Source organism: Actinacidiphila cocklensis, assembly GCF_907177275.1.
Taxonomy (GTDB): Bacteria; Actinomycetota; Actinomycetes; order Streptomycetales; family Streptomycetaceae; genus Actinacidiphila; species Actinacidiphila cocklensis.
In genome coordinates this window covers 124,942-146,056 of record NZ_CAJSLV010000035.1, presented here as the reverse complement: position 1 = coordinate 146,056, position 21,115 = coordinate 124,942, and the positions used below count along the sequence as shown (strand labels likewise).

Here is a 21,115-nt window from a genome sequence, read left to right as displayed (position 1 = left end):
AGGGGTCCCGGAGGAAGGTCGACGCCATGCGCACCCGAATTCTCGTACTTGGAAAGCGCGTCGGCTGACCGAGGCCTCTCCACCGCCTCGCACACGCACCGGCGCGCTCCCCTCGCTTGCCTCACGGCACGAGGGGTTTTTTGTTGCCCGGCACCGTCCGGCACCCGTCCGGCAACCGGGCGAAACCCTCACCACCCTCATCTTCGAGAGAAGAGAACGCAGATGACCGAGCAGGCCACCGGGTCCCACCATCCGCAGCCGCGGACCCGCAACGCGGTCCCCGCCGCCACCGCCGAGCGCATGACGGGCGCCCAGGCGCTCATCCGCTCCCTCGAGGCCGTAGGCGCGGACACCGTGTTCGGCATCCCGGGCGGTGCGATCCTGCCGGCGTACGACCCGCTGATGGACTCGGCCAAGGTCCGGCACGTGCTGGTCAGGCACGAGCAGGGTGCGGGGCACGCCGCCACCGGCTACGCGCAGGCCACCGGCAGGGTCGGGGTGTGCATGGCGACCTCGGGGCCCGGCGCGACCAACCTGGTCACGCCGATCGCCGACGCCCACATGGACTCGGTGCCGATCGTCGCCATCACCGGCCAGGTCGCCTCGAAGTCCATCGGTACCGACGCCTTCCAGGAGGCGGACATCTGCGGCATCACGATGCCGATCACCAAGCACAACTTCCTGGTCAGGGACGCCGCCGACATCCCGCGCACCATCGCGGAGGCCTTCCACATCGCCGCCACCGGGCGCCCGGGACCGGTCCTGGTCGACATCGCCAAGGACGCGCTGCAGAACCAGATGAGCTTCAGCTGGCCGCCGCAGGCGGACCTGCCCGGCTACCGCCCGGTGACCAAGCCGCACGCCAAGCAGATCCGCGAGGCCGCCCGGCTGATCAACGAGGCCCGCCGCCCGGTGCTCTACGTCGGCGGCGGCGTCGTCAAGGCCCGCGCCACCGCGGAGCTGCGCATCCTCGCCGAGCTGACCGGCGCCCCGGTCACCACCACGCTGATGGCGCTCGGCGCCTTCCCCGACAGCCACCCGCAGCACGTCGGCATGCCCGGCATGCACGGCGACGTCTCCGCGGTCACCGCACTGCAGAAGTCGGACCTGATCATCGCGCTCGGCGCCCGCTTCGACGACCGGGTCACCGGCCGCCTCGACACCTTCGCGCCGAACGCGAAGGTCGTGCACGCCGACATCGACCCGGCCGAGATCTCCAAGAACCGGATCGCCGACGTGCCGATCGTCGGTGACGCCCGCGAGGTGCTCGCCGACCTGATCGTCGCCGTCCAGGCCGACCACGAGGCCGGCCACAAGGGCGACTACTCGGAGTGGTGGAACCACCTGAACTTCTGGCGGAACACCTACCCGCTCGGCTACGACGTGCCGACCGACGGCAGCCTGTCCCCGCAGCAGGTCATCGAGCGGATCGGGCAGCTCGCCCCGGAGGGCACGCTCTTCGCCGCGGGCGTCGGCCAGCACCAGATGTGGGCCGCGCAGTTCATCAAGTACGAGAAGCCCGGCACCTGGTTCAACTCCGGCGGCGCCGGCACCATGGGCTACGCGGTGCCCGCCGCGATGGGCGCCAAGGCCGGTATGCCGGACGCCACCGTGTGGGCGATCGACGGCGACGGCTGCTTCCAGATGACCAACCAGGAACTCGTCACCTGCGCGCTGAACAACATCCCGATCAAGGTCGCCATCATCAACAACGGCGCCCTGGGCATGGTCCGCCAGTGGCAGAACCTCTTCTACGGCGAGCGCTTCTCCAACACCGTCCTGCACTCCGGCGCCGAGCACGTCCCCGGCTCCACGCAGGGCGTGGGCTCGATCCAGAACCGCGGCACCCGCGTCCCGGACTTCGTCAAGCTGTCCGAGGCGATGGGCTGCGTCGGCCTGCGCTGCGAGTCCCCCGACGAGCTGGACAAGGTCATCGCCGAGGCGAACGCCATCAACGACCGCCCGGTCGTGGTGGACTTCATCGTCCACGAGGACGCGATGGTCTGGCCGATGGTCGCGGCCGGCACCTCCAACGACGAGATCATGGCCGCGCGCGACGTCCGCCCGGACTTCAGCGACGACCTGGACGACTGACGGCAGAGCGAGAGAAGGAAGCACCGAGAATGTCCAAGCACACGCTCTCCGTCCTGGTGGAGAACAAGCCCGGCGTCCTGGCCAGGATCACCGCGCTGTTCTCCCGCCGCGGCTTCAACATCGACTCGCTCGCGGTGGGCACCACCGAGCACCCGGAGATCTCCCGGATCACCATCGTCGTCAACGTCATCGACGAACTGCCTCTCGAACAGGTGACGAAGCAGCTCAACAAGCTGGTCAACGTGCTGAAGATCGTCGAACTCGACCCCTCGGCGGCCGTCGCGCGTGAACTCGTCCTGGTGAAGGTGCGCGCCGACAACGAGTCGCGCTCGCAGATCGTGGAGATCGTCCAGCTCTTCCGCGCCAAGACCGTGGACGTCTCCCCCGAGGCCGTCACGATCGAGGCCACCGGCGCGGCCGACAAGCTGGAGGCCATGCTCAAGATGCTGGAGCCGTTCGGCATCAAGGAGCTGGTCCAGTCCGGCACCATCGCGATCGGCCGCGGCGCCCGCTCCATCACCGACCGCTCGCTGCGCGCGCTGGACCGCTCGGCGTAGCCGCCGCGTCCGATCCGCATAGCGAGACCCCGAAACCCCCATCCGCCCACCCGTCGTACGGTGGGCCGCACAAACCGATCCAAGGAGAACCCGAAGTGGCCGAGCTGTTCTACGACGACGACGCCGACCTGTCCATCATCCAGGGCCGCAAGGTCGCGGTCATCGGCTACGGCAGCCAGGGCCACGCCCACGCGCTGTCGCTGCGCGACTCGGGCGTGGACGTGCGGGTCGGCCTGCACGAGGGCTCCAAGTCCAAGACGGTGGCGGAGGAGCAGGGCCTGCGGGTGCTGCCGGTCGCCGAGGCGGCCGCCGAGGCCGACGTCATCATGATCCTGGTGCCGGACCCGATCCAGGCCCGCGTCTACGAGGAGTCCATCAAGGACAACCTCAAGGACGGCGACGCGCTGTTCTTCGGCCACGGCCTGAACATCCGCTTCGGCTTCATCAAGCCGCCGGCCGGCGTCGACGTGTGCATGGTCGCCCCGAAGGGCCCCGGCCACCTGGTCCGCCGCCAGTACGAGGAGGGCCGCGGCGTCCCGTGCATCGCGGCCGTCGAGCAGGACGCCACCGGCAAGGGCTTCGCGCTCGCGCTGTCCTACGCCAAGGGCATCGGCGGCACCCGCGCAGGCGTCATCAAGACCACCTTCACCGAGGAGACCGAGACCGACCTCTTCGGCGAGCAGGCGGTCCTCTGCGGCGGCACCTCCGCCCTGGTCAAGGCCGGCTTCGAGACCCTGGTCGAGGCCGGCTACCAGCCGGAGATCGCGTACTTCGAGTGCCTCCACGAGCTGAAGCTCATCGTGGACCTGATGTACGAAGGCGGCCTGGAGAAGATGCGCTGGTCGGTCTCCGAGACCGCCGAGTGGGGCGACTACGTCTCCGGCCCGCGGATCATCACCGACGCCACCAAGGCCGAGATGAAGAAGATCCTCGGCGAGATCCAGGACGGCACCTTCGCCAACGCCTGGATCGCGGAGTACAACGCCGGCCTGCCCAAGTACAACGAGTACAAGAAGGCCGACGAGAACCACCTGCTGGAGACGACGGGCCGCAAGCTGCGCAAGCTGATGAGCTGGGTCGACGAGGAGGCGTAAGCCTCCCGGGCGCGTCGCTTCGTACACGGTCTGACCGGCATCTGGTACGCACTTTGTACGAAGCGACGCCCCCCTCCGGGTGATCCTTCCATTTCGGCGAAGGCGCGGATTCATCCCACCGATACACTCGCTGAACAAGCGCGTTCAGGCTCACAGCGTCGTGCGTCTTCCACGCGGCATGCCACCCCTGACGGGCGGGCTTCCTGTTCACTCGCTTGGCGGACGGCCTCGTGCCTCGGCCGATCACTGCGCGAGATCAGGCGTCAGCCCGCCATCCCCGCCTCCCTGAAGCGGCCACGGGACCGGCCGCCCACGAAGGACAAGTGAGGACCACGTGAGCCAGAAGCCTGTCGTACTCATCGCAGAAGAGCTGTCGCCCGCCACGGTGGACGCGCTCGGGCCGGACTTCGAGATCCGGCACTGCAACGGTGCGGACCGAGCCGAACTGCTGTCCGCGATCACGGATGTCGACGCCATTCTGATCCGCAGTGCCACCAAGGTCGACGCGGAGGCGGTCGCCGCCGCACGGAAGCTGCGGGTCGTCGCCCGCGCAGGCGTCGGCCTGGACAACGTCGACGTCGCCGCCGCCACCAAGGCCGGCGTGATGGTCGTCAACGCGCCGACCTCCAACATCGTCACCGCCGCCGAGCTGGCCTGCGGCCTGCTCATCGCCACCGCCCGCAACATCGCGCCCGCCAACTCGGCGCTGAAGAACGGCGAGTGGAAGCGCAACAAATACACCGGCGTCGAGCTGAGCGAGAAGACCCTCGGCGTGGTCGGCCTGGGCCGGATCGGCGTCCTGGTGGCGCAGCGGATGTCCGCCTTCGGGATGAACGTCGTCGCCTACGACCCCTACGTGCAGCCCGCGCGCGCCGCCCAGATGGGGGTCAAGCTGCTGACCCTGGACGAGCTGCTCGAGCAGTCCGACTTCATCACCGTCCACCTGCCCAAGACCCCCGAAACGCTGGGTCTGATCGGTGACGAGGCGCTGCACAAGGTCAAGCCGTCGGTGCGGATCGTCAACGCCGCGCGCGGCGGGATCGTGGACGAGGAGGCGCTCGCCTCGGCGCTCAAGGAGGGCCGGGTGGCCGGCGCGGGCCTGGACGTCTACGCCAAGGAGCCCTGCACCGACTCGCCGCTCTTCCAGTTCGACAACGTGGTGGCGACCCCGCACCTGGGCGCGTCCACCGACGAGGCGCAGGAGAAGGCCGGTATCGCGGTCGCCAGGTCGGTGCGCCTCGCGCTGGCCGGCGAGCTGGTCCCGGACGCGGTCAACGTCCAGGGCGGTGTCATCGCCGAGGACGTCAAGCCCGCGCTGCCGCTGGCCGAGAAGCTGGGCCGGATCTTCACCGCGCTGGCCGGCGAGGTCGCCGCCCGGCTCGACGTCGAGGTCTGCGGCGAGGTCACCCAGCACGACGTGAAGATCCTCGAACTGAGCGCGCTCAAGGGCGTCTTCGAGGACATCGTGGACGAGACGGTGTCGTACGTGAACGCGCCGCTGTTCGCCCAGGAGCGCGGTGTCGAGGTCCGGCTGACCACCAGCTCGGAGTCGCCCAACCACCGCAACGTGGTGACCGTCCGCGGCACCCTGTCCGACGGCACCGAGGTCTCGGTCTCGGGCACGCTGGCCGGCCCCAAGCACGTCCAGAAGGTCGTCGCGGTCGGCGAGGAGGACGTGGACCTGGTGCTCGCCGACCACATGGCCTTCCTGCGCTACACCGACCGCCCGGGTGTCGTCGGCACCATCGGCCGCATCCTGGGCGAGGTCGGCGTGAACATCGCCGGCATGCAGGTCGCCCGGGCCGCCGCGGGCGGCGACGCGCTCGTCGCGCTGACCGTCGACTCCAGCATCCCGGCGGGCGTGCTCACCGACATCGCCGGCGAGATCGGCGCCACCTCGGCCCGTGCGGTCAACCTGACCGACTGACCGAGGGCCGCCCGAGCGGCCGACCGCGTACGCCGTCCGGCGCCGCTTCCCACCAGGGGGGCGGCGCCGTTCGCGTCAGAGCCTGGCCGCCTTCAGGGCCATGTGGAGCAGCAGCCGCGCCTCGCCGTCCGCCAGGTCCAGGCCGGTGAGCTGCTCGATACGGGACAGCCGGTAGTAGAGGGTCTGCCGGTGGATGGCCAGCGCGGTGGCCGTCCGCCCGGCCTGGCCCGCGTGGTCGAGGAAGACCTCGGCGGTGTGCGCCAGCTCCTGGTGGGCCGCGGTGAGCAGCGGGGCGACCGCCGGGTCCGGCGGTGTGTCCTGCGGCAGCGCGGTCAGCAGGCGGTAGGGGCCGAGGTTGGACCACTTCGCGATCGGGCCGAGCATCGGCTGCGCGTGCGCGGCCCTGGCCGCGGCGGTCGCCTCCCACCAGGCCCCCGGCAGCTCGGCCAGGGTGCGGCGGCCCGCGCTGAGCCCGGCGACCGCGCCCTGGCTGCCGACCGCGTCGAGCAGCCGGGCCGCCGCGGTGCGGGCCGGGGCCAGCACCTGCGGCGACCGCAGCCGTACCAGCAGCGCGATCAGCTCGCCGCGGCGCCGCTCGGGCACCCGGGCGAGCGCGGCGGCGGACGGGATCGTGCGCAGGCCGGGCAGCGGACCCGCCGGGGCGTGCTCCGGCGCGCGCACGCACACCAGCGCGTGCGGCTCGTCCGCGTCCCGGCCCAGCGCCAGGCGCAGCGCGTCCTCCGCGGTGTCGCGGTCGGCCCTGGTCGCCGCGGTCAGCAGGCCCCGCAGCGCCCGGCCGGTCTCCGCGCCGGCCTGGGACATCGCCGCCAGCCGCTCGCCGATCCTGGTGGCGACCGCCATGGCGGACGCCAGCTGCGCGGGGGAGTGCTCGGCCTCGTCCAGCAGCCATACGTAGCCGTAGACGAACCCGGCGTGCCGCACCGGCAGGCACAGCCGGCCGCGCACCACGCCCGCGTCGGGGGCGGCGGGGATGCGGACCGGGCCGGTGGCGCGGGCGATGCCGAAGCGCTCGAACCAGGCGCGCACCTCGGCGGTGGACTGCCTGGTCAGGATGGAGCGGGTACGCACCGGGTCCATGGCCGCGTCGTCGTCGCTGTCGTGCACCCCGAAGGCGATCAGCCGGAAATCCCGGTCCTCCAGCGTCGCGGGGGCGCCGAGCAGCGCCGACACCTCGTCGACCAGGTCCTGGAAATCGCCGTAGTCCCCGTACTCAGCACGCACGCGGCCATTGTCCCTCATACATCTGTATGAGGGACGGCGGGTCGATGCGTGACAGGTGTCGATGGTCCGACGGGTAGACGAATCCTAGATTCACGGTGTCGGAGCCTGTTCGCCGAAAATCCCGTTCCGCCCGGTCTGGAAGGACACCCCGTGCTCGGTCCCGTGTTGCTCGCCGCCTCGCGCAGCGACCGTCTGCGCCGCGTCGTCGCCGCCGCGCCCGTCACCCGTCCGGTGGTCGACCGATTCGTCGCGGGCGACGCGCTGCACCCGGCGCTCGACACGGTCAGGGCGCTCACCGCGAGCGGCCTGGACGTCACCCTCGACCACCTCGGTGAGGACGTCACCGACCGGGCCACCGCACGCGCCACCAGGGACGCCTACCTGCGGCTGCTGGAGACGCTGCGCGACGACCGGCTCGGCCCCCGCGCCGAGGTCTCGGTCAAGCTGTCCGCCTTCGGCCAGGCCCTTCCCGACGGCGGCCACGACGTCGCGCTGGCGAACGTGACCGAGGTGGCGGAGCTGGCCACCAGCATCGGCACCACGGTGACCCTCGACATGGAGGACCACACCACCGTCGACTCCACGCTCGCCGTGCTGGCCGAGCTGCGCAAGGAGCACCCGCAGACCGGTGCGGTCCTGCAGTCGTACCTCTTCCGCACCGAGGACGACGCCCGCGCGCTGGCCGTGGCCGGCTCCCGGGTGCGGCTGGTCAAGGGCGCCTACAACGAGCCGGCCAGGGTCGCCTTCCAGAACAAGAGGGACGTGGACAAGGCCTACGTCCGCGCCCTGCGCACCCTCTTCGCCGGCGAGGGCTACCCGATGGTCGGCTCGCACGACCCGCGCATCATCTCCATCGCCCAGGAGTTCGCCGCCCGCTACCACCGCCCGGCCGGCGACTACGAGTTCCAGATGCTCTACGGCATCAGGACCGCGGAGCAGCGGCGGCTCGCGGACGAAGGCGAACGTATGCGGATCTACGTCCCCTACGGCGCAGACTGGTACGGCTATTTCATGCGGCGCCTCGCCGAGCGCCCGGCCAACCTCGCCTTCTTCCTGCGCTCCTTCGTTCCCGCCGGCCGCTGACGCACCCCGACTCTCACCAGGAGACACGCCCCATGGACGCCGTGACCCAGGTCCCCGCTCCGGTCAACGAGCCGGTGCACACGTACGCCCCCGGCAGCCCCGAGCGCGCCAGGCTCGAAGCCAAGCTCAAGGAGCTGGCCGGCAACCCCGTCGACCTGCCGATGTTCATCGGCGGCGAGGAGCGCATGGGCGGCGGCGAGCGCTTCGACGTCGTCCAGCCGCACAACCACGGCGCCGTCCTCGGCACGTACGGCAACGCCACCGCCCAGGACGCGCGGGACGCCATCGACGCGGCCCTGGCCGCCGCCCCGGCGTGGCGCGCGACCGCCTTCGACGACCGCGCCGCGATCATCCTGCGCGCCGCCGAGCTGCTGGCGGGCCCCTGGCGCGAGACGCTGGTCGCCTCCACCATGCTCGGCCAGTCCAAGACCGTGCAGCAGGCCGAGATCGACAGCCCCTGCGAGCTGGTGGACTTCTGGCGCTTCAACGTCCACTTCGCCCGGCAGATCCTCGCCGAGCAGCCGGTCGCCAACGCCCCCGGGGTGTGGAACCGGCTCGACCACCGCCCGCTCGAAGGCTTCGTCTACGCGATCACGCCCTTCAACTTCACCGCCATCGCCGGCAACCTGCCGACCGCGCCCGCGCTGATGGGCAACGTGGTGGTGTGGAAGCCGTCGCCGACCCAGACGCACTCCGCGGTGCTGCTCATGCGGCTGCTGCGCGAGGCGGGGCTGCCCGACGGTGTGATCAACCTGGTCACCGGCGACGGCCTGGCCGTCTCCGAGGCCGCGCTGCCGCACCGGGAGCTGGCCGGCATCCACTTCACCGGCTCCACCAGGACCTTCCAGCACCTGTGGCGCGCGGTCGGCGAGAACATCGAGGGCTACCGCACCTACCCGCGGATCGTCGGCGAGACCGGCGGCAAGGACTTCGTCGTCGCCCACCCCTCGGCCGACCCCGCGGTGCTCAAGACCGCGCTGACCCGCGGCTCCTTCGAGTACCAGGGCCAGAAGTGCTCGGCCTCCTCGCGGGCCTACATCCCGCGCTCGATCTGGGAGTCCGGCTTCAAGGAGGACTTCGCCGCCGAGGTCGACGGCATCACCATGGGCGATGTCACCGACCTGTCCAACTTCGTCGGCGCCCTGATCGACGAGCGGGCCTTCGCCAAGAACAAGGCGGCCATCGACCGCGCCAAGGCCGACCCGACCGTCGAGGTCGTCGCGGGCGGCACGTACGACGACTCGGTCGGCTGGTTCGTCCGCCCGACCGTGCTGGTCTCCACCGACCCGGACAACGAGATCTTCCGGCAGGAGTACTTCGGCCCGGTGCTCGGCATCCACGTCTACGAGGACGCCGACTTCGAGGCGATGCTCACCCAGATGGAATCGGTCTCGGACTACGCGCTGACCGGTTCGGTCATCGCCAGGGACCGGGTCGCCGCGGCCCAGGTGATGGAGCGGCTGCGGGACGCGGCCGGGAACTTCTACATCAACGACAAGTCCACCGGCGCGGTCGTCGGCCAGCAGCCCTTCGGCGGCGGCCGGGCGTCCGGCACCAACGACAAGGCGGGCGCCGCGCAGAACCTGCAGCGCTGGACGTCCACCCGGTCGATCAAGGAGACCCTGGTGCCGCCCACCGACTACCGGTACCCGCACCAGGGCTGACCTGGAGCGACACCGGACGATCACCCGTTCGCAGCCACCGGCGGCCGCGAACGGGTGATCGTCTGTCTCAGATAGTAGGAAGTCCGAGTAATTGTGGCGACAGGACGACCTCGCTGTCCTAACTTTGTAGAGAGCCGAACGTCTCGCCTCATCCGGTGAGCGGCGGATGCGCGTCCTGAGCAGTCACCGAGCGGGTCACCCCCCGCCGCCAGGACCCCCGCCCCGTTCCGCGGCAGCACCTTCCTCTGCCCGCTTACCCCGGCTTTCGCCTGCTTTCCCAGGAGTTGATCCCCATGGACGACACCGCCCGCATGGAAGACACCGCCCGCGAGAACGCGCTGCGCGCCCTGCAGCGCAGCCTGGACCGCCGTGACAACGGCGGCAGCACCGGTCACGAGTCGCGCTGACCGGAAGACCCCGTCCGGTGGACATCGTGTCCGACATGCGGACATGCGATGTCACCCGCTGGGATGGGGAGTACGGTGCCGGACATGTCTCGAAGCCTCAGCCTCGCAGTGATCCCCGGTGACGGAATCGGCCAGGAAGTCGTCGCGGAGGGCCTCAAGGTCCTCTCCGCCGTGCTTCCGCAGGACGTCAAGCTGGAGACCCGGGAGTTCGACTTCGGCGCGAAGCGCTACCACGCGACCGGCCAGACCCTCACCGACGAGGACCTGGACCGGCTCAAGGAGCACGACGCGATCCTGCTGGGCGCCATCGGCGATCCCTCGGTGCCGTCCGGCGTGCTGGAGCGCGGCTTCCTGCTGAAGCTCCGGTTCGCCTTCGACCACCATGTGAACCTGCGTCCCAGCAAGCTCTTCCCCGGCGTCGGCACCCCGCTCGCGGGAAGCCCGGAGATCGACTTCGTCGTCGTCCGCGAGGGCACGGAAGGCCCCTACACCGGCAACGGCGGCTCCATCAGGACCGGCACTCCGCAGGAGGTCGCCACCGAGGTCAGCCTCAACACCGCGTTCGGCATCGAGCGGGTGGTGCGCGACGCGTACGCCCGCGCGCAGGCCCGCCCGCGCAAGAAGCTGACCCTGGTGCACAAGAACAACGTGCTGGTGCACGCCGGCCACCTGTGGACCCGGATCTTCCAGCAGGTCGGCGCGGAGTTCCCCGAGGTCAGCACCGACTACCTGCACGTCGACGCGGCGACCATCTTCCTGGTCACCCAGCCCGAGCGCTTCGACGTGATCGTCACCGACAACCTCTTCGGCGACATCATCACCGACCTCGCCGCTGCCGTCTCCGGCGGCATCGGCGTCGCGGCCAGCGGCAACATCAACCCCGGCCGCGAGTTCCCCTCGATGTTCGAGCCCGTCCACGGCTCGGCCCCCGACATCGCCGGCCAGTCCAAGGCGGACCCGACCGCGACCGTGCTGTCCGTGGCGCTGCTGCTGCGCCACCTGGGCTACGAGGCCGAGGCCGACCGCATCGACGCCGCCGTACAGGCCGACCTCGCCGGACGCGCGGACCTGCCCGTACGGTCCACCGTCGAGATCGGCGACGCGCTGGCCGCCCGGGTCTCCCGCTGACCGGACACTGAGGTAGGTACCCGGCCCCGCCGCTGCGATAATCGACAGAGGCGGGGCCGCGTGACGACAGGAAACTTGGACGTCCTATTAGTGGGGGCGGCACAAGTCGGCAGCGAGAGACGAGACACGGTGAAGGACACACACATGACGACGCCCACGATCGAGCTGAAGCCGTCCGCGCACCCGCTGTCCGCCACCGAGCGCGACGCGATCCTGGCCGCCCCGGGCTTCGGCCGGCACTTCACCGACCACATGGTCACCATCAAGTGGACCGAGGGCCGCGGCTGGCACGACGGCCAGCTCGTCCCGTACGCGCCGCTGTCGATCGACCCCGCCAACATGACACTGCACTACGCGCAGACCATCTTCGAGGGCCTCAAGGCCTACCGGCAGCCCGACGGCGGCGTCGCCACCTTCCGCCCCGAGGCCAACGCCGAGCGCTTCCAGGCGTCCGCGCGCCGCCTGGCGATGCCCGAGCTCCCGGTGGAGACCTTCGTCGAGGCCTGCGACCTGCTGGTCAGGCAGGACAAGGAGTGGGTGCCCAGCGAGGGCGAGGCGTCCCTCTACCTGCGGCCCTTCATGGTCGCCACCGAGGTCGGGCTCGGCGTCCGCCCCGCCAACGAGTACCTCTTCCTGGTGATCGCCTCCCCGGCCGGCGCCTACTTCTCCGGTGGCGTCCAGCCGGTCTCGGTCTGGCTGTCCGAGGAGTACGTCCGCGCGGCGCCCGGCGGCACGGGCGCGGCCAAGACCGGCGGGAACTACGCCGCCTCCCTCGTCGCGCAGGCCCAGGCCATCGAGCACGGCTGCGACCAGGTGGTCTGGCTCGACGCGATCGAGCGCCGCTGGATCGAGGAGATGGGCGGCATGAACCTGTACTTCGTGTACGGCAACAGAATCGTCACTCCTGAGCTGTCCGGCTCCCTGCTGCCCGGCATCACCCGCGACTCGCTGCTGTCCATCGCGGCGGACCTCGGCTACGAGGTCGGCGAGGGCCGCATCAGCGTGGACGACTGGCGCCGCCAGCACGACGACGGCACCCTCACGGAGGTCTTCGCCTGCGGCACGGCCGCGGTCATCACCCCCGTCGGCTCGGTGAAGTCCACCCGGGCGAGCTGGCCGGTGGCTGACGGCGCCCCCGGTCCGGTCACCATGCGGCTCCGGGCCGCGCTCCTCGACATCCAGACCGGCCACGCCCCGGACCCCCACGGCTGGATGCACCCGCTGGGTGCGTAGTGGGGTGCCTGACAGGGGCGCGGGGCTGCGTCTGATCTGCGGCCGGCGCCGCGCGGGCGCGACCCGCCACCCACCGTCCGGCGGTCCGGCACGGACCGAACTGCCCCCTTGGGCCGGTGACGACCCGCGCGTGGGTGGTGGGCCGGTCGCGCAGTTCCCCGCGCCCCTTTCGGGCACCGCGGACCACATGGTGAGACCCCTGCGGCGGGAGCCGCGGAGTGTGGCAGACTCCTGGCGTGCACCTGTACGCCCGCATTATTGGCAGCAGGCACGCCGGTCCGCAGTGACGCCCCCCTGACCCCAGTGGAACGTCACCGTGTCCCAGACCCGCGTGCAGACCTCTCGCATCCGCGAGAGGTTTTTTCGTTTCCCGGACCACCCGCGCCGGAGGCGGAAGCGCACGAGGGATGATGGGGGCAAGTGGAGCTGGACCCTCCGGATGTCAGGACATCCGGCGGCAACCCACTCACCCGACAGGAGTTACGACAGCCATGACCGCCGAACCGGACGACAGCTTCCATGTCTTCGACACCACGCTGCGCGACGGCGCCCAGCGTGAGGGGATCAACCTCACCGTCGCCGACAAGCTGACGATCGCCCGGCACCTGGACGACTTCGGGGTGGGATTCATCGAGGGCGGCTGGCCGGGAGCCAACCCCCGCGACACCGAGTTCTTCGCCCGTGCCGCCAAGGAGCTGGACCTCAAGCACGCCACCCTGGTGGCCTTCGGCGCGACCCGCAGGGCGGGTGCCAAAGCCGCGGAGGACCCCCAGGTCAAGGCCCTGCTCGAATCGGGCGCCCCGGTGATCACCCTGGTCGCCAAGTCGCACGACCGCCATGTCGAACTGGCGCTGCGCACCACGCTGGAGGAGAACCTGGCGATGGTCGGCGACACCGTCTCGTACCTGGTGTCCCAGGGCCGCCGGGTGTTCGTGGACTGCGAGCACTTCTTCGACGGCTACAAGGCCAACGCCGCCTACGCCACCTCGGTCGTACGGACCGCGCACGACGCGGGCGCCTCCGTCGTGGTGCTGTGCGACACCAACGGCGGGATGCTCCCCGCCCAGGTGCAGGCCGTCACCGGCCTGGTGCTCGCCGACACCGGCGCCAGGCTCGGCATCCACGCCCAGGACGACACCGGGTGCGCGGTCGCCAACACCCTGGCCGCGGTGGACGCCGGCGCGACCCACGTGCAGTGCACCGCCAACGGCTACGGTGAGCGGGTCGGCAACTCCAACCTCTTCCCGGTCGTCGCCGCGCTGGAGCTCAAGCACGGCCGCCGGGTGCTGCCCGAGGGCGCGCTCGGCGAGATGACCAGGATCTCGCACGCCATCGCCGAAGTCGTCAACCTGCCGCCGTCCACCCACCAGCCCTACGTGGGGGTGTCGGCGTTCGCGCACAAGGCAGGCCTGCACGCGTCGGCGATCAAGGTGGACCCCGACCTCTACCAGCACATCGACCCCGAACGGGTCGGCAACACCATGCGGATGCTGGTCTCCGACATGGCGGGCCGCGCCTCGATCGAGCTGAAGGGCCGCGAGCTGGGCATCGACCTGGGCGAGGACCGCGAACTGGTCGGCCGGGTGGTGGCGCGGGTCAAGGAGCGCGAGCTGAAGGGGTACACGTACGAAGCCGCCGACGCCTCCTTCGCGCTGCTGCTGCGGTCCGAGATCAACGGCGGCCCGCAGCGGTTCTTCCGTACCGAGTCCTGGCGGGTCATCACCGAGGACCGCCCGGACGGCACGCACGCCAACGAGGCGACGGTGAAGATGTGGGCCAAGGGCGAGCGGATCGTCGCCACCGCCGAGGGCAACGGCCCGGTCAACGCGCTGGACCGGGCGCTGCTCAGCGCGCTGGAGCGGATCTACCCCAAGCTCGCCGAGTTCGCGCTGGTCGACTACAAGGTCCGCATCCTGGAGGGCACATCGGGTACCGACTCCACGACCCGGGTGCTGATCACCACCACCGACGGCGAGGCCGAGTGGTCCACCGTCGGGGTTGCGGACAACGTGATCGCCGCGTCCTGGCAGGCACTTGACGACGCCTACGCGTACGGGCTGCTGCGGGCGGGTCTCGACCCGCAGGAGTAAGCGGAGGCACGGCCCTGTGGCCCGGCGGGAGCTCTCCCGCCGGGCCACCGGTGTGTCATGTTCATTTCCCAAAACACTGGCGACGCGCGTAGACGTCGGGCACACTCCTCCTGCGCCACCTGCACCACGCCCACCCCAGCGGAACCAGCAGGAGGAAACCGCATGCGCATGCGTATCCGTACCGCGGTGAGCACGCTCACCCTCGTCGGCACCGCGCTCTTCGCCCCCGGCGTCGGACTGGCCACGTCCACCGACGCCTTCGCGGTCACCAAGCTCACCCAGGCCCAGGCCACCGCCATGTTCAGCGCCGCCGGCATCACCTGGTCGTCGTCCGGCGGCTGCTCCAACCGCAACGTGTCGACCTGCACGTCCTTCGACCAGCTCAACCAGGCCACCGCCCAGGGCGCGGTCACCCTCAAGCACGCCAGCGGCTGCGCCATCAACATCACCGGCGGCACCGAGACCGGCCACGCCAGCGGCACGTACTCGCACTGGAACGGCTACAAGCTCGACTACAGCAAGAACACCTGCCTCAACAACTACGTCCACAACTCCTTCAGCTACATCGGCCTGCGCGGCGACGGATACCCGCAGTGGCAGGCCGCGTCCGGCAACATCTACGCGGACGAGGGCACCCACTGGGACGCCCTGTACTACAGCTGCGGCTGCTGACCTGCCGTGACCGGCGGGGCCGCGCCCTCCCGCGGCCCCGCACCCGGCGTGCCGGCGGCGCGGTAGCCGTCGGCCTGCAAGCGGAAGAGCCGGGCGTAGGTGCCGTCCGCCGCGAGCAGCGACGCGTGGTCGCCCGCCTCGGTGATCCGGCCGCCGTCCAGCACGACGATCCGGTCGGCGTCCCTGACCGTGCCCAGCCGGTGGCTGATCAGCAGGCTGGTCCGGCCCGAGCGCAGTTCGCGCAGCCGCTGGTGGATCTCCGCCTCCGCCTCCGCGTCCAGGCCCGACGACGGCTCGTCCAGGACCAGCACGTCGGCGTCGGACCGCAGCAGCGCCCTGGCCAGCGCCACCCGCTGCCACTGCCCGCCGGACAGCGACACCCCGCCGAACCGCCCGGCGGCCGGGACGCCCCTGGGGGTGCGCGAGTCCTGGAAGACCAGGCTGAGCATGGTGTCGTAACCGGCGGGCAGGCCCGCGAGTTCGGGATGCACCCCGGCCCGGGTCGCGGCCCGCTCCACCGCGCCGGGGTCGGCGGCGGCCCGGTCGAGCCCGCCCAGCGCGATGTTGTCGTACGCGCTGAGGTCGTAGCACATGAAGTCCTGGAAGACCGCGCCGATCCTGGCCCGCAGCAGGTCGGGGTCCAGGCTGCGGATGTCCACCCCGTCCCAGGTGACGCGGCCGCGGGTCGGCTCGTACAACCGGCACAGCAGCTTGACCAGGGTCGACTTGCCCGCGCCGTTCAGCCCGACCAGGGCCAGCGAGCGGCCGGCGCCGATGGTCAGGTCGATGTCGCGGAGCACCCAGTCGCCGGCCGCGGAGTAGCGGAACCAGACGTGCTCGAAGCGGATGCCGTCCCGCAGCCCGGGCGGCGGGGCGTCGGTGCCGGTCAGGTCGGCGGGTGCGTCCAGGATCGCGGTGTAGTGCGTGAAGACGGTGAAGACCTGCCCGGCGCCGGCGATCTGGGCGAGCACGCCGGCCAGCGCGCCCTGCAGTCCGGCCAGCGCGGCGACCAGCACCGCGAGGTCGCCCGCCGTGCCGTGGCCGTGCGCGATCCGCAGCGCGACACCGTAGAGCGCGGCGGCGGCGATCCCGGTGGTGAGCAGCGACAGGGACCCGTCGGTGAGCAGCGTGGCGCGGTCCACCCGGGACTCGCCGCGCTGTGCGGTACGCAGCTCGGTCAGCATCCGGCCGCGGAAGTAGCCGCCCAGGCCGTACAGCCGGATCTCCTTGGCGGCCCTGAGGTCCATCAGCAGCAGCGTGTAGAAGGTCTGGCGGCGCAGGTTCGGCGCGGTGTCCAGGACCATCGCGCCGCGCTTGCGGACCAGGGTGAGCTGGGCGGCGAGCGCGGGGGCGGTGGACGCCAGCACCAGGACGGTCACCAGCGGGGACAGCGTGAGCAGGCTCGCGGTGAAACCGCCGACGATCAGCAGCGCCTGCACCACCCCGAGGGCGGCCTCGGCGAGCGCGGCCGGGCCGGCGCCGCTGACCTGCTGGGCCAGCCGCAACCGGTCGTGGAAGCCCGGGTCCTCCAGCCGGGCCAGGCCGCGCTGCCGGCTCACCGCCGCGAACAGCCGCTCCTGCGCGGCCAGCGACACCCGGCGGCCGATCTCCCGCTCGACGAAGGCGGTGACGTAGCCGCTCAGCGCGGCCGCGCCGCCGACCCCGGCGAGCAGCAGCGCGAGGGTGCCGACGCGGCCCGTGCGCTGGGCGGTGAGGTCGTCGATCAGGGCGGCGGTCAGCCAGGCCGTGGCGACCGGGGCGAGCCCGGTGGCCAGCACGATCACCAGCCGCAGGGCCGCGAGCAGCGGGGCGGCCCTGGTGTAGAGGGCGAGGGCCGCGGTCAGGGTGCGCAGGCCGCGTACCGCCGCCGCGGCCCTGCCGCTAGCCACGTCCGACGGCTGCCGGCGCGGGTACCGCCGGCGGCGGGTACTGGCCCTTGCTCTCGACGGTGCCGTCGGCGGCGACCAGGAAGAAGGCCGGCGTGGCGGCGACCTCGAAGGCGCTCAGCACCGGCCCGGGCATGTCCTCGACGACCAGGTGCTCCACCGGCTCCAGCGCGGCGGTGAGAGCTCCCGCGTCGTCACCGGGGCGCCGGTCGAGCACGGTGACCACGGTCAGGCCGCTCTCGCGGAACTCCGCGGTGCGGGCGGCGAATCCGGGCGCCTCGCGGCTGCACGCGGTGCAGGAGGTGGCGAAGAAGGCGACGAGCGTACGCCGGCCCGCCGCGGCGACCTCGACCTCGCGGCCGCCGGCGGTCCGCGCGGTGACCGCGGGGGCGGCGGCGCCGACCGCGGGGCCGCCGGCGTCGTAGGCGGGAGCGGCCGGCGCCTGCTCGCGCAGCCGGCGGACCAGGCCCGCTGTGACGGTGAGGTTGAAAAGGAGGACCACGGCGAGGACACACACCGCGGCGGTGAGTACGGCCACGAAGCCATCCGTTCGTGAAACGGCCGGCGGAATTCGGTGTTCCGTCCGGCCGAAAGGGAATTCGGCACTCCGAATGTGGGATGATCGCGGTGGCGCGTGGGGCGACTTCGACTCGCCCCACGCACCTTTCGCGCCGCGGGATCAGGTGAGGCAGTAACCGTTCCAGCTGGTCGACGTGTAGGTGTGGAAGTCGGCGTAGCAGCCCTTCGCGCCGTTGCACGAGTTGTAGAGGTCGTAGTAGGTCACGTAGCTGAGGACCCCCTTGAGGGTCTTGGTGGTGCCGCATGCGGCGGCCGGGGCCTCGGGGACGACGGTCCGCAGGATGCGGTCGCCCAGGCGCTCGATGACGCTCATCATCGTGGATCAGCCTTTCTCTGAGCTGTTCATTCCGTGCACGAACCTTGCAGTTCGGCGTGGTACTTCAACGTGCGACGGCAAGACTTGTACACGATCGCGAAAGTGTCCAGTGTGATGAAGAAAATAATTGCGATAGCCGGGTTCTGGGCGGTGAATTGCGCATTGTGGCGCTATGGCGCCAGTACTACCTGCTTGCAAGACCCGGATGATTGACGGCAAGGTTTCGACTGTGCCAGCCTGCGGAGGCGCGGAAGACGTTCCGGCTGCCGCGGGACACCTCGGGGGAAGTGGACATGCTCGGTTTCGTGCTCGCGCAGCTGCGCTACCGCAAGGGCAGGGCGGCCGCGCTGGTGGGCGCGCTGCTGGTGGCGGTGACGTCGTTCTCCGTGCTGACCGGCGCCGCCCGCACCCAGCGGCTCTCCGTGGTCGGCACCGTCACCGCCAACGCCCGCGGCGGCTACGACATCCTGGTCCGCCCGGCCGGCGCCCGCTCGGCACTGGAGGACGGCAGGGGCCTGGTCGCCTCCACCGCGCTCGCCAACCTCAACGGCGGTATCACCACCGCCCAGTGGCAGCAGATCGGCAAGCTCCCCGAGGTGGACGTGGCCGCACCGGTCGCCGTCGTCGGCTACGTCCTGACCAGGATGGACGCCCCCGTCGACCTGCCCGCGGCGGCCGCCGGCGGAGGCCGGCAGCTCTACCGGGCCGCCATGACCCAGGTCTCCGAGCGCGGCCTGACCCGGATACCCGCGGGCGAGTCGTACACCTACGTCACCGACCGGCCGCTGCGCGGCGTCACCGACAGCGCGCACAGCAGCAAGGACCCCTACGAGGTGGACGGCGCGGGAGCCGCGCACCCGGTGTGCGTGGACCCGACCGCCAAGACCGCGGCGACCGGGCCGCAGGTCGTCCTGAACTGCGGCACGACCAACCCGCAGGACACCTACAACCAGCCGGGACCCGCCAACCCGCACGCCACGGGCAGCGCGCAGCCGGCCGCGACCACCACCACCGCCTGGCCCGTGCCGCTGCTGATCGAGGCGGTCGACCCGGCGTCGGAAGCCCGCCTCGCCGGCCTCGACAAGGCCGTGACCTGGGGAAGCTACCTCGACGCCGGCCGGCGCCCGACCAGCGGCACCAGGACGTACGCCGACCTGACCGGCGACCCGAACGCCGCGGGCAGAGTCGGCGTCACCGAGATCCCGGTCCTGATGGCCGACAGGGCCGCCGCCGACGAGCAGTTGCAGGTCGCGGTCAGCCGGCTGCCCGCCTCCGCCGCCGATCAGGTCGCCGCCGGCACCGACAAGACCACGCTCGGCGCCACCCTGCCGCACACCCCGGGCACCCCGGTGACCACCACGACCGTCGACGTCCAGCAGGCCTACCGCACCCTGCTCGACGGCCTGCGCTCCGGCGACGTCCGCGAGACCTACCGGGCGGGCAACGGCGGCACCGTCTGGGTCAGCGCCTTCACCACCGCCCAGCCCGTCCGGTACGGCAGCGCCGGCGACGGCCTCACCGCGCAGCCGCGGCAGCCCGACCCCAACCTGCGGCTGGACTACGAGCAGATCGACGGCACCTACCCGCGCGACCTCGACGACACCCCCGTACGCAAGGCCGTCGTCCACCCGGCCGGCGGGCCGTGGAACGGCATCGCGCACGACGTGCACCTGAAGATGGTGGGGGAGTTCGACAGCTCCGAGCTCTCCGTCAGCGCCTCCGGGCTCGGCGCGGTGCCGATGGAGACGTACTTCCCCGCGCAGGCCACCGGCGCCGACCCCGCGTCCGTCCAGGCGCTCGGCGGCAGGTCGCTGCTGCCCAACGGCAACGTCGCGGGACTGCTGTCCGTGCCGCCGTCCATCGTCACCAGCCTGGCCGGCCTGCAGACCCTCGACGACGCCCGCTACTTCACGAACACCGGCGCGGGCAGGGGCGTCAACGCCGCGGCGCCGATCAGCGTCATCCGGGTCAGGCTCACCGGCGCACTCGGCCTCGACGCGCTCTCCCGCGAGCGGGTCAGGCTGACCGCGCAGCGCATCCACGACCTGACCGGCCTCGACGTCGACATCACCAGCGGCTCGTCGCCCACGCCCGTCGCCGTCGGCGACCCCGCGGGCACGCACGGGCGACCGGCGCTCACGCTGCACGAGATGTGGTCCAAGAAGGGGGTCGCGGCCACGGTGGTCGCCGCGGTCGACCGCAAGTCGCTCATCATGTTCGTGCTGGTGCTGGTCGTCTGCGCGCTCTTCGTCGCCAGCGCCACCGGTGCGGCGGTCCGCGCCCGCCGCACCGAACTGGCCGTACTGGCCTGCCTCGGCTGGCCCCCGCGCAAGCTCTTCGCCCTGGTGGTCGCCGAGGTCGCCGGGCTCGGCGCGGTCGCCGGGGTCCTGGGCGCGGGCCTGGCGATCCCGCTCGGCCGGCTGTCCGGACTGCACGTCGGCGCGGGCCGGGCGGTGCTCGCCGTGCCCGCGGCGCTGCTGCTCGCGGTCCTCGCCGCGAGCCGGCCCGCGCTCCAGGCGTCCAGGTCCCACCCGGGCGCCGCGGTGCTCCCCGCGGTCAGCGCGCCGCGGCGCCCGGTACGCCGCGCCGGCATCACCCGGCTGGCACTGGCCAACCTGCGCCGGGTGCCCGGCCGCGCCCTGCTCGGCACGCTCGCCCTGGCCATCGGCGTCGCGGCGCTGGTCGCGCTGGCCGCGATCAGCACGGCCTTCGACGGCACGGTCACCGGCACGTTGCTCGGCGACGCGGTGTCGGTCCAGGTGCGCGGCTCCGACTACGCCGCGGCGGTCATCGCGGCGCTGCTCGGTGCCGCCACGGTGGCGGACGTGCTCTACCTCAACATCCGCGACCGCGCCGCCGAATACGCGCTGCTCTCCGCCACGGGGTGGCCCGACCGTGCGGTGACCCGCCTCGTCCTGACCGAGGCGGCGGTCATGGCGGTGGCCGGCGCGGTCGCCGGTGCGGCGGTGGGCCTCTCGGCGTACGCCGTCTTCGCCGGCCACATCTCCCGGGCCGCCGTCCTCCCGACCCTGGCGACCGTCGCCGGCGCGATCACCACGACGCTCCTCAGCGCTGCGCTCCCCACCCGAGCCCTCCGCCACCTCCCCCTCACCCGCCACCTGGCGGAATAGCTTTCCCGGGCG

Annotated in this window: 15 protein-coding genes; 11 read left to right on the top strand and 4 right to left on the bottom strand. The window is 71.7% G+C overall.

The window, feature by feature from the left end:
- Positions 1 to 222 precede the first annotated feature (222 nt).
- The 4 genes from NFU81_RS05635 (at position 223) to serA (ending at position 5,672) form a co-directional block, all read left to right on the top strand.
- Positions 223 to 2,094 (top strand): acetolactate synthase large subunit, encoded by a 1,872-nt coding sequence (locus NFU81_RS05635; protein ID WP_251485593.1) that lies wholly within the window; start codon positions 223 to 225, stop codon positions 2,092 to 2,094.
- Between the two features lie 29 nt (positions 2,095 to 2,123).
- A complete protein-coding gene (gene ilvN, locus NFU81_RS05630; protein WP_033173125.1) occupies positions 2,124 to 2,651 on the top strand; it encodes an acetolactate synthase small subunit in 528 nt (175 codons plus the stop codon).
- A 95-nt stretch (positions 2,652 to 2,746) separates the two neighbouring features.
- Complete coding sequence (gene ilvC, locus NFU81_RS05625) at positions 2,747 to 3,745, top strand: ketol-acid reductoisomerase (RefSeq protein ID WP_073500457.1); 999 nt, start codon at positions 2,747 to 2,749, stop codon at positions 3,743 to 3,745.
- Between the two features lie 334 nt (positions 3,746 to 4,079).
- Positions 4,080 to 5,672 carry a phosphoglycerate dehydrogenase gene (gene serA, locus NFU81_RS05620; RefSeq protein ID WP_251485590.1) on the top strand — a complete coding sequence of 531 codons (1,593 nt, stop codon included), beginning with the start codon at positions 4,080 to 4,082 and terminating at the stop codon, positions 5,670 to 5,672.
- A 75-nt stretch (positions 5,673 to 5,747) separates the two neighbouring features.
- On the opposite strand, the gene NFU81_RS05615 is transcribed toward serA, so the two are convergent.
- Entirely contained in the window at positions 5,748 to 6,932 is a 1,185-nt protein-coding gene (locus NFU81_RS05615) for a PucR family transcriptional regulator (RefSeq protein ID WP_251485587.1), read from the bottom strand.
- 132 nt (positions 6,933 to 7,064) lie between these two features.
- On the opposite strand from NFU81_RS05615, the gene NFU81_RS05610 reads away from it, so the two are divergent.
- The 6 genes from NFU81_RS05610 to NFU81_RS05585 all read left to right on the top strand — a co-directional run bounded on the left by NFU81_RS05610 (position 7,065) and on the right by NFU81_RS05585 (position 15,191).
- The gene (locus NFU81_RS05610) at positions 7,065 to 7,997 is read left to right on the top strand and encodes a proline dehydrogenase family protein (RefSeq protein ID WP_251485585.1); all 933 of its coding nucleotides are present in this window, start codon (positions 7,065 to 7,067) and stop codon (positions 7,995 to 7,997) included.
- Between the two features lie 32 nt (positions 7,998 to 8,029).
- Positions 8,030 to 9,661: an L-glutamate gamma-semialdehyde dehydrogenase gene (gene pruA, locus NFU81_RS05605; RefSeq protein ID WP_251485581.1), complete on the top strand. Its 1,632-nt coding sequence runs from the start codon at positions 8,030 to 8,032 to the stop codon at positions 9,659 to 9,661.
- Positions 9,662 to 10,152: 491 nt separating this feature from the next.
- On the top strand, positions 10,153 to 11,196 hold the full coding sequence (locus tag NFU81_RS05600) for a 3-isopropylmalate dehydrogenase (protein WP_251485578.1): 1,044 nt from the start codon (positions 10,153 to 10,155) through the stop codon (positions 11,194 to 11,196).
- Between the two features lie 144 nt (positions 11,197 to 11,340).
- On the top strand, positions 11,341 to 12,429 hold the full coding sequence (locus NFU81_RS05595; RefSeq protein WP_251485574.1) for a branched-chain amino acid aminotransferase: 1,089 nt from the start codon (positions 11,341 to 11,343) through the stop codon (positions 12,427 to 12,429).
- A gap of 491 nt (positions 12,430 to 12,920) precedes the next feature.
- Positions 12,921 to 14,519, top strand: a complete 1,599-nt coding sequence (gene cimA / locus NFU81_RS05590) for a citramalate synthase (protein WP_251485572.1) — start codon at positions 12,921 to 12,923, stop codon at positions 14,517 to 14,519.
- Between the two features lie 168 nt (positions 14,520 to 14,687).
- A complete protein-coding gene (locus NFU81_RS05585; protein WP_251485695.1) occupies positions 14,688 to 15,191 on the top strand; it encodes a hypothetical protein in 504 nt (167 codons plus the stop codon).
- Here NFU81_RS05585 and NFU81_RS05580 read toward each other — a convergent pair.
- The 3 genes from NFU81_RS05580 to NFU81_RS05570 all read right to left on the bottom strand — a co-directional run bounded on the left by NFU81_RS05580 (position 15,173) and on the right by NFU81_RS05570 (position 17,972).
- A complete protein-coding gene (locus tag NFU81_RS05580; RefSeq protein WP_251485570.1) occupies positions 15,173 to 17,080 on the bottom strand; it encodes an ABC transporter ATP-binding protein in 1,908 nt (635 codons plus the stop codon). The genes NFU81_RS05585 and NFU81_RS05580 overlap by 19 nt on opposite strands.
- Positions 17,073 to 17,615, bottom strand: coding sequence for a TlpA disulfide reductase family protein (locus NFU81_RS05575; RefSeq protein ID WP_251485568.1), 543 nt, complete (start codon positions 17,613 to 17,615; stop codon positions 17,073 to 17,075). The genes NFU81_RS05580 and NFU81_RS05575 overlap by 8 nt, the downstream gene beginning before the upstream one ends.
- Positions 17,616 to 17,756: 141 nt before the next feature.
- A complete protein-coding gene (locus NFU81_RS05570) occupies positions 17,757 to 17,972 on the bottom strand; it encodes a hypothetical protein (protein ID WP_251485566.1) in 216 nt (71 codons plus the stop codon).
- A gap of 293 nt (positions 17,973 to 18,265) precedes the next feature.
- Between NFU81_RS05570 and NFU81_RS05565 the strand changes: the two genes are divergently transcribed.
- Positions 18,266 to 21,103: an FtsX-like permease family protein gene (locus tag NFU81_RS05565; protein ID WP_251485564.1), complete on the top strand. Its 2,838-nt coding sequence runs from the start codon at positions 18,266 to 18,268 to the stop codon at positions 21,101 to 21,103.
- Positions 21,104 to 21,115: the final 12 nt, after the last annotated feature.

Bases quoted from the DNA above. Each gene is read 5' to 3' on its own strand.
- NFU81_RS05635 (WP_251485593.1), top strand. From the start codon at position 223: ATGACCGAGCAGGCCACCGGGTCCCACCATCCGCAGCCGCGGACCCGC.
- ilvN (WP_033173125.1), top strand. From the start codon at position 2,124: ATGTCCAAGCACACGCTCTCCGTCCTGGTGGAGAACAAGCCCGGCGTC.
- NFU81_RS05615 (WP_251485587.1), bottom strand. From the start codon at position 6,932: ATGAGGGACAATGGCCGCGTGCGTGCTGAGTACGGGGACTACGGCGAT.
- pruA (WP_251485581.1), top strand. From the start codon at position 8,030: ATGGACGCCGTGACCCAGGTCCCCGCTCCGGTCAACGAGCCGGTGCAC.
- NFU81_RS05600 (WP_251485578.1), top strand. From the start codon at position 10,153: ATGTCTCGAAGCCTCAGCCTCGCAGTGATCCCCGGTGACGGAATCGGC.
- NFU81_RS05595 (WP_251485574.1), top strand. From the start codon at position 11,341: ATGACGACGCCCACGATCGAGCTGAAGCCGTCCGCGCACCCGCTGTCC.
- cimA (WP_251485572.1), top strand. From the start codon at position 12,921: ATGACCGCCGAACCGGACGACAGCTTCCATGTCTTCGACACCACGCTG.
- NFU81_RS05585 (WP_251485695.1), top strand. From the start codon at position 14,688: ATGCGTATCCGTACCGCGGTGAGCACGCTCACCCTCGTCGGCACCGCG.
- NFU81_RS05570 (WP_251485566.1), bottom strand. From the start codon at position 17,972: ATGATGAGCGTCATCGAGCGCCTGGGCGACCGCATCCTGCGGACCGTC.
- NFU81_RS05565 (WP_251485564.1), top strand. From the start codon at position 18,266: ATGCTCGGTTTCGTGCTCGCGCAGCTGCGCTACCGCAAGGGCAGGGCG.